Source organism: Microbacterium sp. (assembly GCF_030149085.1).
In the GTDB taxonomy this organism is placed as follows: domain Bacteria; phylum Actinomycetota; class Actinomycetes; order Actinomycetales; family Microbacteriaceae; genus Microbacterium.
The window spans coordinates 1-11,467 of record NZ_JASBSF010000142.1 but is presented as its reverse complement, the minus strand read 5'-3'; the positions used below and the strand labels follow the sequence as shown (position 1 = coordinate 11,467).

Genomic DNA, 11,467 nt, shown 5'->3' with positions numbered 1-11,467 from the left:
CTCGGTACCAACGCGATCGTGGGCGGAGGCGCACCGATGGCCACGGGCAACGCATGGGCCCAGAAGCACGCCGGTACGACCGATCTGACCGTGAACTACTTCGGCGACGGCGCGAGCCAGATCGGCTCCGTGCTCGAATCGATGAACCTCGGCTCTGCGTGGAAGCTGCCGGTCTGCTTCTTCATCGAGAACAACATGTACGCGGTGTCGACGCACGTGGACGAGATCACCGCTGACACGCGACTCTCGGTGCGGGGGCAGGGCTTCTCCATCCCCGGTTGGCGGGTCGACGGAATGGACCCGCTCGCGGTCCACCTCGCGATAGTCGAGGCTGCCGAGACCATGCGCGCCGGCGGGGGCGCCACCATCATCGAGGCCGAGGTCTATCGCTACTTCCATCAGAACGGGCCCTACCCGGGGAGCGCGTTCGGCTACCGCACCAAGCAGGAGGAAGCGCAGTGGCGTGATCGCGATCCGCTGACCCGGGTCGCTGCCGAGATGCAGAAGCTCGGTCAGATCACCGACGACGACGTGACGCAGCTGCGCGCCCGGTCGCGGGCGGCGATGGATGCAGCGGTCGCTGTGCTCGTCGAGGCGGACCCCGAGCGGGAGGGGCGGCGCCGCATCCGCCCCGAGCTGTGGCCGGATCCGAGTTTCGTCGATGTCGGCATCCGCGGGGATGCCAGTGAGTTGGCGGATCTGCCCATCCTCGACGCGCCGGCGACACGCGAGATCACGTTCGTCGACGCCGTTGCGGAGGTCATGGCCCGACGGATGGAAACCGATGAGCGGATCGTGGTGCTCGGCGAGGATGTCCACCGACTCAAGGGCGGGACGAACGGCGCGACGAAGGGATTGGCGGATCGATTCCCGGATCGGGTCGTGGGTACACCGATCAGTGAGAACGGCTTCTTCGGGCTCGCTGGTGGACTGGCGCTGGACGGGCGGTTCCGACCGGTCGTGGAGTTCATGTATCCCGACTTCATGTGGGTGGCGGCTGACCAGGTCTTCAATCAGGTCGGCAAGGCGCGGCACATGTTCGGCGGGGACAACCCTGTTCCGCTCGTGTTGCGAACCAAGGTCGCGATGGGGTCGGGATACGGCTCGCAACACCTGATGGATCCGGCTGGTCTGTTCGCGACCGCACCCGGATGGCGGATCGTTGCGCCCTCGACCGCGGCGGACTACGTCGGTCTCGTGAACGCGGCGCTCGCGCTGGATGACCCGGTGCTCGTGATCGAACACGTCGATCTGTACAACACAGCATCCGCCGTGCCCGAGGGTGAGCTCGACGGCATTCTGCCCCCCGGTCATGCTGCGGTGCGCCGCGAAGGGTCGGACGTCACGATCCTCAGCTACCTCTCGATGGTCGGGCACACGCTCGAGGCCGTCGAGCAGACCGGCATCGACGCGGAGGTCATCGACCTACGATGGCTCGACCGAGCCTCGCTGGACTGGACGACCATCGAAGAGAGTGTGCGCAAGACGAACGCCGTCCTCATCGTCGAACAGGGCGCTCGCGGCACCTCCTACGGTGCGTGGCTTGCCGACGAGATCCAGCGCCGCTTGTTCGACTGGCTCGACCAGCCCGTCGAGCGAGTGACGGGAGGCGAAGCGAGCCCCAGCATCTCCCGGGTGCTCGAGCGCGCCGCCATCGCGCGGACCGAGGAGGTCATCGCCGGGCTCGACCGGGTCCGTGCCGCGTGGGGAGGCCGATGATGGCGACGATCATCCGCATGCCCGAGATCGCCACCGGTACAGGAGTCGCCGCCGTGCAAACGTGGCTGGTCGCCGTCGGCGATGAGGTAGCCAAGGGGCAGCCCATCGCCGAGATCGAGACCGAGAAGGCCGTCGTCGAATACGAGGCCGAGGAAGCCGGCGTCGTTGCCGCTCTTCTCATCGCCGAGGGCGAGTCCACGAGTGTTGGTTCGTCGATCGCGGTTCTCGGGGCGCCCGGTGAATCGGCAGATGAGGCGATCGCTGCCGCGGGAGCCTTGAACGCGCGGTCACGGCCGGTCGACGGAGCGCCCGACGAAACGACGCCCGAGGCCGCGCCGCCGCAGCAGGCACGCTCCGTCGATGCGGCACAGGCTGTCGCGGACGCGAGAGGGGAGGCATCCGTCGACGTGGAGCCGGGCGAGAGATCAGCGGATGCCGGACCGTCGCGAGCCCGGATCTTCGCAACGCCCCTCGTTCGGCGCCTCGCACGCGAGCGAGAGATCGACCTCGCCACGATCGAGGGTACGGGGCCCAACGGACGCATTGTGCGGCGCGACCTCGACGGCGCCCCCGCCGTCTCCGAGGCCGCTGAACCTGCAGCGGCGCCTGTGGCGACATCCACAGACACGCCGTCCACCGACATCCCCCACACCGGTATGCGGCGCGCCATCGCGCGTCGACTGACAGAAAGCAAGACGACGGTGCCGCACTTCTACCTCGTCGCGCACTGCCGGGTGGACGCGCTGCTCGAGCTGCGTCGCCAGATCAACGCGGCAGACGTCGGCAAGGTGTCGGTCAACGATCTGGTCGTGAAAGCTGTCGCCGCTGCGCTGCGCGAGGTCCCCGAAGCCAACGCGATCTGGACACCCGATGCGACGCGGCGGTTCTCTTCGGTGGACATCGCGGTAGCAGTATCGGTCGACGGGGGTCTTCTCACACCCGTCGTGCGCGGAGTCGATCGGATGCCGCTGAGCGAACTGAGCGCCACGGTCCGTGACCTCGCCGACCGTGCCCGTGCCGGGCGGATCAAGCAGCACGAACTCGAGGGCGGCTCGTTCTCGGTGTCGAACCTCGGGATGTACGGGATCAGCGAGTTCTCCGCGATCCTGAACCCACCCCAGGCAGGCATCCTCGCTGTCGGTGTGGCGGAGAAACGGCCGGTCGTGGGTGCTGATGACACCATCGAGGTCGCCACGATGATGACCGTGACGCTCTCGGCCGATCACCGGGTGCTCGACGGTGCTCTGGCGGCGCAATGGCTTGCCGCTTTCCAGCGCCGGATCGAGAACCCGGTCTCGATCCTCATCTGAGTGCTGCTTCGCGCGGGACTTGCATCCGCGCGAAGATGGAGTACGGCGAGCAGTGCCCGGGGTTGGTTCCCCGGGCGGCCCTCTGCCGCTCCATCGACGGAAGGATCACCATGGCCCGCATCGCAGTACTCGGAGGAACCGGCTACGCCGGTTCACACATCGTGAAGGAAGCGGTTGATCGCGGTCACACTGTTGTTTCCGTCGCGCGGGTCGCGCCGGCAGAGCGGGTCCACGGTGCCACGTACATCGAGGGGACCCTGCTCGATATCCCGGGTCTTGTTGCGGAGCTCGCAGGCGTCGATGTCATCGTAGGCGCGATCCCCGGTCGCGGAGACATGCTCGGCAAGGTGCGCCCTGCGATCCAGCAGTTGCTGTCGGTGCTCCCCGGCGACGTGCGCATCGGCATCATCGGTGGTGCAGGCGGGAGCCTCGTCGCTCCCGGTGGGCCGCGTGTGATCGACAGCGGCTTCCCCGAAGAGTTCAAACCCGAAGCGCAGGAGGCCATCGACATCCTGGAGGATCTGCAGGCCGACACCTCTGGTCGTGACTGGTTCTTCATCCACCCGGCCGGTGGCTTCGGCGCGTGGAACCCGGGGGAGCGCACGGGGACCTACCGCACCGGCGGTGACGTCATCGTCACGGATGCCGACGGCGAATCCTTCATCTCGGGAGCCGACCTCGCCGTCGCGGTGCTCGATGAGATCGAGAACCCGCAGCACGTGCGCGGCCGCTTCACCGTCGGCTACTGAGCCGACGCATCTCAGACCAGGTCGCGCCAGTCGGTCGGACCGGTTGACGGGCTGGAACTGATCGGGATGGCATCCGTCACGATCGGGATGGCGAGGGTGTCGGTGGGCGGGCCCATCACCGTTGCTTCGTCGCGGCGGAATCTCAGCACATCGTCGATGTAGCTGGTGACGGCCTCGGCAACGGGGACCGACTGCCCGCGGGCCTGCGACATGTACCACCGGTGCTCGAGGAACTGGTGGTACACCTCAGCCGGTTCGAGCTTGGAGCGCAGGTCGAAGGGGATTGCCCGGATGACGGGCTCGAAGACCCGGGTGAGCCACTCGTGGGCGACCATCTCTTCGTCATCGCCCGCGCGTGAGCCGCGCGCCTGGAACTCGTCGAGGTCGTTGAGCAGTCGCCGAGCCTGGTTCTCCTCGACGTCGAGCCCGGTGAGACGGATGAGGCGACGCTGGTGGTGTCCGGCATCCACGACCTTCGGCTGGATGGACACTCGGGTACCGTCGGCTGTCGTCTGCATCGACATCTCGCCGATATCGAAGCCGAGCTCGTTGAGTCGTTCGACGCGCTCGGTGATGCGCCAGGCTTCGCGCGCTTCGAACGTCTCGATCTCGGTGAGCTCGCGCCACAGCGACCGGTAAGCGCTCATGATGCCGTCGGCGATCTCAACGGCATCCACCCCGCCCTCAAGACGCCCCCCGGCCTCCAGATCCATGATCTCGCCGGCGATGTTGGTGCGCGCCACGTCAAGGTCATGCTCGCGCTGCCCTGCCGTGAGCCCGCTCTCGTGCAGCTCACCGGTCTCGGCATCAACGAGGTACGCCGCGAAGGCTCCAGCATCGCGGCGGAAGAGTGTGTTCGACAGCGACACGTCGCCCCAGAAGAATCCGACGTTGTGGAGGCGGACCAGGAGCACCGCGAGGGCGTCGACGAGGCGGGTTGCCGTTGTCGGTCGCAGGACCTGCGTGAACAGCGCCCGGTAGGGGAGGGAGAACTTCAGATGAGAGGTCACCAGGGCAGCCGGCAACGGTTCGCCGTTCTCGTCACGGCGCCCGGCGATCACGGCAACACGGTCGACGCACGGCGCATCCAGCCGGTCGAGGTTGCCGAGCATGTCATATTCACGCCGCGCCATCTCCTCGGTGGTCTCCTTGATGGCCACCACGCGGCCCGACAGACTCGCAAACCGCACGGTGTGTCGTGAGATGCCCTTCGGGAGCGACACGATCGTCTCGGACGGCCACTCCACGAGCGGCACCGACCACGGCAGGGTCAGAAGGCCAGGGTCGACGGTGCTCGCGGTGATCGAGAGCTGCGTGGACGACATCCGTTTCTCCGCATCCGGGGCTTACGTGCGTGACGGCGCGGACGTCTGAGACATCCGCGCCGTCACGAGGTAGTGGTGATCAGGCCGAGGCGACGGCCTTCTCGGACAAGCGCTCGCCCGACTCGATGTCGAACAGGTGAACGTGGTCGAGAATCGGCGCCAACACGACGGTCTCGCCCGCGTTCGGGTGGTTACGGCCGTCGACGCGAGCGACGATGTCCGTCCGCTTGCCGTCGATCTCCGAGTGGCCATACAGGTAGCCGTCGGCGCCGAGCTCTTCCACGAGGTCCACGACCACCGAGAGGCCCTTGCCATCGGCAGGGGACACGTCGATGTCCTCGGGGCGGACGCCGATCGTCAGCTCCTTACCGGTGGCCTTGGCGAGCACATCGCGCTCGACAGGGACCAGGTGTGTGCCGAAGTTGACACCGCCCTCGACGACGTCGACCGGGAAGAGGTTCATGGCGGGGGAGCCGATGAAGCCGGCGACGAACACGTTCTTCGGGGCCTCGTACAGGTCACGCGGGCTGCCGACCTGCTGCAGGATGCCGTCCTTGAGGACCGCGATCCGGTCACCCATCGTGAGGGCCTCGGTCTGGTCGTGGGTCACGTAGACGGTCGTGACGCCGAGGCGTCGCTGCAGCGACGCGATCTGCGTACGGGTCTGCACACGCAGCTTCGCGTCGAGGTTCGACAGCGGCTCGTCCATGAGGAATACCTGCGGCTGACGCACGATGGCGCGGCCCATGGCGACACGCTGACGCTGACCACCCGAGAGGGCCTTGGGCTTACGGTCGAGGTACTGCTCGAGGTCGAGGAGCTTGGCTGCCTCGAGAACGCGCGAGGCGCGCTCATCCTTGTTGACGCCGGCGATCTTCAGGGCGAAGCCCATGTTCTCGGCGACCGTCATGTGGGGGTACAGCGCGTAGTTCTGGAACACCATCGCGATGTCGCGGTCCTTCGGCGGAACGTCGGTGACGTCGCGCTCGCCGATGCGGATGTGGCCCGAGTTGACCTCTTCGAGGCCGGCGAGCATGCGCAGCGAGGTGGACTTACCGCAACCCGAGGGGCCGACCAGAACGAGGAACTCGCCGTCGCCCACTTCGAGGTTGAGCTTGTCGACTGCCGGGCGGGTTCCGCCAGGGTAGAGGCGGGTTGCGTTGTCAAAGGTGACTGACGCCATTTCTTCTTCTCCTTCACCGGCAGGTACGTGCCGGACGATCCGTTGTGAGGATGAGCGGGGGCTTGGCCCGCACGCCCGTCATCGGGCGCATCGCTCAGTATGCCACTCCCACCTGGGAGCGGCCACTGAGCGGGCCCCGCCGTCAGTGACCGTCGCGCCAGGGGCTCAGTGGCCGTCGCGCCAGGAGTGCTGTGGCGCGTAGCCCAGCATCCGTCTGGCCTTCTCGATCGACAGCAGTGTCTCGTTCGGGCCGACCTCGCGGGCGACCGGCACATCGGGGAAGACCTCGGCCAGAAGCTCAGCGTTCGGACGCGACATCACGGTGTCGGCCGCGGCGATGATGTACTGCTCGAACCCGACGGGTGCGACCGTGAGTGCACGCGCGATGGCCTGCGACCCGTCGCGCGCATCGATGTAGCCCCACAGATTCCATTTGCGGGCCCGTGCGTCTTCGTCGAAGCCGGGGAAGGCGGCGTAATCCTCCGGAACCATAACGTTCGAGAACCGCAGCGCCGTGATCGACAGATCCGGATGCCACCGCACGAGCTCCCGGGCCATCCGCTCTTCGAGGGTCTTCACGAGCGAATACACGCTCTCGGGGCGCGGCTCGTACTCCTCGTCGACCGGAACGTACGGCGGCGGCACGTCGAAGGGCAGGCCCAGAACGGTCTCGCTGGAGGCGTAGACGAGGCGTCGGATGCCGAGCCTGACGCTGGCCCAGAAGACGTTGAACGTCGCCGCCATGTTGTTGTGGAAGACCGCGACCTCCGAACGGATGCCGGGTGCCGGGATAGCGGCGAGGTGAACGACGGCATCCAGCCCCCGCTCGTCGCGATCGCCGAGGCCCGCGAGGGCGTCGATCACCTGCCCGTAATCGGTGAGGTCGACCTGCAGGAAGCCCGGCTGGGGGCGGCCCGAGATGTCGAAGCCGATCACCTCGTGCCCCGCCGCGCTCAGTTCTCGAACAACGACACTTCCGAGCTTTCCGGTCGAGCCGGTCACCACGATTCTCATGACCCCAGCCTTACACGGCCGATCGCGGGGGCGGCGGGTGCGATCGTCACCTGATGTTCACCCCGACGTGGCGCCACGGCTCGTGCTTCGCCCTCTCGTGGGTGAGAATGCGAACACGGCGCGGACGATGCGAACCGCGCCGTCGGAGGCTGCCATGTTCGAGAACGTCCCCGCCGGCGATATGCGGGCCTACATCGAGTACTTGCGCAAGAACGGCTACACCGTGCGCGACGGGCACACCCCCGACCCAGACCTGATCGACCCCCAGGGCAATCCGGTCTACACGTGGCAGGAGGGGTATCCGTATGCGGACCGGATGACCCGCGAGGAGTACGAACTCGAGAAGTATCGTCTGCAGGTCGAACTGCTGAAGTTCCAGTACTGGCTCGAAGACACCGGTGGCCGGGCCATCATCCTGTTCGAGGGGCGGGATGCCGCAGGCAAGGGCGGCACGATCAAACGGTTCACCGAGCACCTCAACCCCCGATCTGCGCGGGTCGTGGCGCTGGCCAAGCCCAGCGATCGCGAGCAGGGACAGTGGTACTACCAGCGCTACATCCAGCACTTCCCGACATCCGGCGAGATCGTCATGTTCGACAGGTCTTGGTACAACCGAGCCGGTGTCGAGCGGGTCATGGGGTTCTGCTCGGATGCCGAGTACGAGACGTTCATGGAGCAGACTCCCTCGTTCGAACGGATGCTGGTGGAATCCGGCATCCATCTGACGAAGTTCTGGTTCTCGGTCTCGCGCACCGAGCAGCGCACGCGGTTCGCGCTGCGTCAACTCGACCCGGTGCGCCGCTGGAAGTTATCGCCCATGGACATCGCCTCGCTGGACAAGTGGACCGAGTACACGGTCGCGAAGGAGGAGATGTTCCGCCGTACTGACAAGAAGTACGCGCCCTGGACGATCATCCGCTCCAACGACAAGAAGCGCGCTCGGGTCAACGCGATGAAGTTCTTCCTCGGGCAGTTCGACTACGACGACAAGGATCTCGAGGTCGTGGGAACGCCCGACCCGTTGCTGGTGATGCGCGGTAAACAGGAAGATGCCGACGAGTAGTCGCTGCGTCCGAACCGCGCAGCTTCCCGGGAAAATCACACCGGAGCGGGCGTCATGTCTGGGCTTTTCCCAGGCTCTCTGGCTAGCATCGTGGGCGGTGGTCGTCACCTGAGCGGCACCCCCCGGCCGTCAGCACGGCCCCCTGTCGGGTACGGCCCGACCCCTGTTGTGTGAAGAGGTTTCATGTCGAGCGATCAGACGCCCAGCGGCGAGCAGCCTACGGCGCCCGAGGCTCGCGACCGTCGCGAGGCGGTCCGCGAGAAAGCGCAGCTGGTTCACGCGAAGCAGACGCGAGCGCGCCGCATCCGTGCCGGGATCATCGGCGTGGGAATCGTCGCTGTCGTCGCCGTCATCGCCGTCTCAGTTACCTGGGCGGTGACATCGACCACATCGACGAGCGCGCTCAGCCCCGCGGCCGCCAAGGCCGACGGATTCGCCGTGACCGACGTCGGTGGCCTGGTCGTCGCGCAGGAGGGCGTCAATGACAGCACCTCCACTGAGGCCGGCGCGACAACCACTGCGACGCCCGAGCCGACCCCAGTCGCCACCGAGGCTCCCGAGATCGAGATCCGGGTTTACGTCGACTACCTCTCGACCGGCTCAGCCGAGTTCCAGCTTGCCAACGCGGCGCAGCTGTCGACGTGGGTCAACGAGGGCGCGGTCAGCCTGACCTACTACCCGGTGGCGATGCTCACAGCGAAGTCCAACGGCACGAAGTACTCACTGCGCGCCGCGGCGGCGTCCGCGTGCGTTGCCACCCACGCCCCCGAAGCGTTCTTCAAGTTCAACAATGCGTTGCTCGAGCAGCAGCCGGATGTCGACGCGGACGGATACTCCGACACCGAACTTGCCGACATTGCGCAGGCATCCGGTGTTTCAAGCCCCAAGGTCGTGCGGGCGTGCATCGAAAACGGCGACTTCCTTTCGTGGGCCAAGAAGGCAACGGAACGAGCGGTCGAGGCGATCCCCGACACCGACGGCGTGCAGCTCACCGGCACACCGCTCGTGCTCGTCAACGGATCCGTCTACGTGGGTGCGCTCGACAACCCGAAAGAGTTTGCCCAGTTCGTGCTGACGATCGATTCCGACGCGTACTACCAGACCCCGTCGCCGACACCGACGCCCACCCCCTGAGACGGGGAGCACCTCGGCGCCCCGATAGACTGGGCGCTCTGCCGACGTGGCGCAATTGGTAGCGCACCCGACTTGTAATCGGGCGGTTACGGGTTCAAGTCCCGTCGTCGGCTCCACACTCTTCTCCGTCTAGCGGGCGCCGTACTCGGATGCCGACCGGACGTTGTCATCGGGCGGTTACGGGTTCACGTCCCGTCGTCGGGTCCACGTCACCATGTCCGGCAGAATGAACCGGTGACGTCCGGCAGAGCAGCGACGGCCCTCGGGCTCCTCGGTACTGGCCTCGTCGGTGCTCTCACTGCGCTCCAGGTTCGGGCGAACGGGCAACTCGGTCACCGCATTGACGACAGCACTCTCGCAGCGGCGTTCTCGTTCGGTTCCGGCCTCGTGCTCATCGCCGTCATCGCCGCACTCACGCCCGCGGGCCGCCGCGGGCTCCGCGCGCTGCGTGATGGCATCCGCGGTGGCGGCATCCGGTGGTGGATGCTGGCGGGCGGCCTTGCGGGAGCCTTCACAGTGTCCAGCCAGAGCATCACCGCGGGCATCATCGGTGTGTCCCTGTTCACGGTCGGATTCGTGGCAGGTCAGATCGTCTTCGGCGTCGTGATCGACCGCATCGGTTACGGTCCGTCCGGCGTGGTGCCGGTCACGATTCGGCGCGTCGTCGGCGGCGCCGTCGCCCTTCTCGCCGTGGGGATATCGGTGACCGGCGGAAACCTCACCGGCGTTCCCTGGTGGATGCTGCTCTTGCCGTTCCTCGCCGGGGGCGGCGTTGCCTGGCAGCAGGCCACGAACGGTCGGCTTCGCGGCGCGACCGGCTCAGCGATAGCTGCGACGGCGGTCAACTTCGTCGGCGGAACGATCGCACTCGTGCTGATCGCTGCCGTTCACGTTGCGGTCGTCGGGTTGCCTGAGCGGTGGCCGAGCGATCCGTGGCCCTACACGGGCGGAGCGCTGGGAGTCGGCTACATCCTGCTATCTGCTGCTCTTGTGCGCCGGACGGGCGTCCTGTTGCTCGTGCTCGGCTCGGTGGTCGGGCAGCTCGCGACGGCTCTTGTTCTGGATGCGATCTGGCCGGCGCCGGCGAGCCCCGGCCTGGGACACGAGGTGTTGGTGGCTCTCGTCGCCGTCGTATCGGTTGCCATCGTGGTCGTGCCGTGGCCTCACGCGCGGCCCGGGGCGCGAGCGTGAGGCCGGCGGGCCGTCAGGACTCTTCGGGCGTGAAGGTCAGCGCAATCGAGTTCATGCAGTAGCGGTCGCCGGTGGGCGTCCCGAACCCGTCGGGGAAGACGTGCCCGAGGTGGGAGCCGCACTGCGCACACCGCACTTCGGTGCGCACCATGCCGTGGGTGCGGTCTTCGATGAGTTCGACAGCTTCGGGGCGAACCGATTCGTAGAAGCTCGGCCAACCGCAGTGCGAGTCGAACTTCGTACCGCTCTTGAACAGTTCGTTGCCGCAGGCGGCGCAGGCGTACAGGCCGGCGCGGCTCTCGTCGAGCAGCTCACCGGTCCAGGGACGCTCGGTTGCTGCTTCGCGCAACACCGCGTACTGATCGGCGCTGAGCTCTGCGCGCCACTCGGACTCGGACTTCTCGGTGCGATAGGACATTGTTCCTCCTTGCCCAAGTCAACACGAAGTGGCGACGGACTGTTCCGCTCGACGTCGCAGATTGGCCGTGAATCCGGCGCGCCAGCGTCGGTCGCAACGGCGCAGCATCCGTGCGACACCCCGGCTCGTGGCAGCCGCTGCCGGCGTGTCGTGCGTGTCGTTCGCCGTTGCGACCGGGGATACGGCGCCGGGACGAGTGCGGGGGTGTTCCACAATGGGGGCATGGTGTCATCCCTGGATGCCGAAGCGAGCAGCGTCGCGGAGCGCTACCGCCGCTTCGCGACCGACGAGGCGCCGGGCCGCTCCGCTCTGTATGAGGAATGGGCCACGGGCGTGGCAGCTGATCCCGATATGCAGCGGC

10 protein-coding genes and 1 tRNA gene are annotated in these 11,467 nt (G+C 67.0%); 7 read left to right on the top strand and 4 right to left on the bottom strand.

The features are described from left to right. From Q1V87_RS05835 to Q1V87_RS05825, 3 genes are all read left to right on the top strand, one after another. A partial coding sequence (locus Q1V87_RS05835) for a thiamine pyrophosphate-dependent enzyme (protein WP_300591243.1) occupies positions 1–1,719 on the top strand: 1,719 nt, incomplete at its 5' end. Then, positions 1,716–3,029 carry a dihydrolipoamide acetyltransferase family protein gene (locus tag Q1V87_RS05830; protein WP_300591242.1) on the top strand — a complete coding sequence of 438 codons (1,314 nt, stop codon included), beginning with the start codon at positions 1,716–1,718 and terminating at the stop codon, positions 3,027–3,029. The genes Q1V87_RS05835 and Q1V87_RS05830, both read left to right, overlap by 4 nt. Before the next feature lie 110 nt (positions 3,030–3,139). Continuing rightward, positions 3,140–3,778, top strand: coding sequence for an NAD(P)-dependent oxidoreductase (locus Q1V87_RS05825; protein WP_300591241.1), 639 nt, complete (start codon positions 3,140–3,142; stop codon positions 3,776–3,778). Between the two features lie 11 nt (positions 3,779–3,789). On the opposite strand, the gene Q1V87_RS05820 is transcribed toward Q1V87_RS05825, so the two are convergent. The 3 genes from Q1V87_RS05820 to Q1V87_RS05810 all read right to left on the bottom strand — a co-directional run bounded on the left by Q1V87_RS05820 (position 3,790) and on the right by Q1V87_RS05810 (position 7,300). Next, positions 3,790–5,103, bottom strand: a complete 1,314-nt coding sequence (locus Q1V87_RS05820) for a DUF4032 domain-containing protein (RefSeq protein ID WP_292709125.1) — start codon at positions 5,101–5,103, stop codon at positions 3,790–3,792. A gap of 79 nt (positions 5,104–5,182) precedes the next feature. After that, positions 5,183–6,286 carry a sn-glycerol-3-phosphate ABC transporter ATP-binding protein UgpC gene (gene ugpC, locus Q1V87_RS05815; protein WP_292709123.1) on the bottom strand — a complete coding sequence of 368 codons (1,104 nt, stop codon included), beginning with the start codon at positions 6,284–6,286 and terminating at the stop codon, positions 5,183–5,185. A gap of 165 nt (positions 6,287–6,451) precedes the next feature. Beyond that, positions 6,452–7,300, bottom strand: a complete 849-nt coding sequence (locus tag Q1V87_RS05810) for an NAD(P)-dependent oxidoreductase (RefSeq protein ID WP_300591240.1) — start codon at positions 7,298–7,300, stop codon at positions 6,452–6,454. A gap of 154 nt (positions 7,301–7,454) precedes the next feature. Between Q1V87_RS05810 and ppk2 the strand changes: the two genes are divergently transcribed. The 4 genes from ppk2 to Q1V87_RS05790 all read left to right on the top strand — a co-directional run bounded on the left by ppk2 (position 7,455) and on the right by Q1V87_RS05790 (position 10,688). Then, complete coding sequence (gene ppk2, locus Q1V87_RS05805; RefSeq protein WP_300591238.1) at positions 7,455–8,363, top strand: polyphosphate kinase 2; 909 nt, start codon at positions 7,455–7,457, stop codon at positions 8,361–8,363. Between the two features lie 183 nt (positions 8,364–8,546). Further along, entirely contained in the window at positions 8,547–9,497 is a 951-nt protein-coding gene (locus tag Q1V87_RS05800; protein ID WP_292709118.1) for a thioredoxin domain-containing protein, read from the top strand. A gap of 40 nt (positions 9,498–9,537) precedes the next feature. Beyond that, a tRNA-Thr gene (locus Q1V87_RS05795) sits at positions 9,538–9,613 on the top strand. Positions 9,614–9,731: 118 nt separating this feature from the next. Next, positions 9,732–10,688 carry a DMT family transporter gene (locus Q1V87_RS05790; RefSeq protein WP_300591237.1) on the top strand — a complete coding sequence of 319 codons (957 nt, stop codon included), beginning with the start codon at positions 9,732–9,734 and terminating at the stop codon, positions 10,686–10,688. A 13-nt stretch (positions 10,689–10,701) separates the two neighbouring features. Here the strand turns inward: Q1V87_RS05790 and msrB are convergent, their stop codons facing one another. After that, the gene (msrB, locus tag Q1V87_RS05785; protein WP_292709114.1) at positions 10,702–11,106 is read right to left on the bottom strand and encodes a peptide-methionine (R)-S-oxide reductase MsrB; all 405 of its coding nucleotides are present in this window, start codon (positions 11,104–11,106) and stop codon (positions 10,702–10,704) included. Positions 11,107–11,467: the final 361 nt, after the last annotated feature.

Coding starts and splice junctions, on each gene's coding strand:
- Q1V87_RS05830 (WP_300591242.1), top strand. CDS start 1,716: ATGATGGCGACGATCATCCGCATGCCCGAGATCGCCACCGGTACAGGA.
- Q1V87_RS05825 (WP_300591241.1), top strand. CDS start 3,140: ATGGCCCGCATCGCAGTACTCGGAGGAACCGGCTACGCCGGTTCACAC.
- Q1V87_RS05820 (WP_292709125.1), bottom strand. CDS start 5,103: ATGTCGTCCACGCAGCTCTCGATCACCGCGAGCACCGTCGACCCTGGC.
- ugpC (WP_292709123.1), bottom strand. CDS start 6,286: ATGGCGTCAGTCACCTTTGACAACGCAACCCGCCTCTACCCTGGCGGA.
- Q1V87_RS05810 (WP_300591240.1), bottom strand. CDS start 7,300: ATGAGAATCGTGGTGACCGGCTCGACCGGAAAGCTCGGAAGTGTCGTT.
- ppk2 (WP_300591238.1), top strand. CDS start 7,455: ATGTTCGAGAACGTCCCCGCCGGCGATATGCGGGCCTACATCGAGTAC.
- Q1V87_RS05800 (WP_292709118.1), top strand. CDS start 8,547: ATGTCGAGCGATCAGACGCCCAGCGGCGAGCAGCCTACGGCGCCCGAG.
- msrB (WP_292709114.1), bottom strand. CDS start 11,106: ATGTCCTATCGCACCGAGAAGTCCGAGTCCGAGTGGCGCGCAGAGCTC.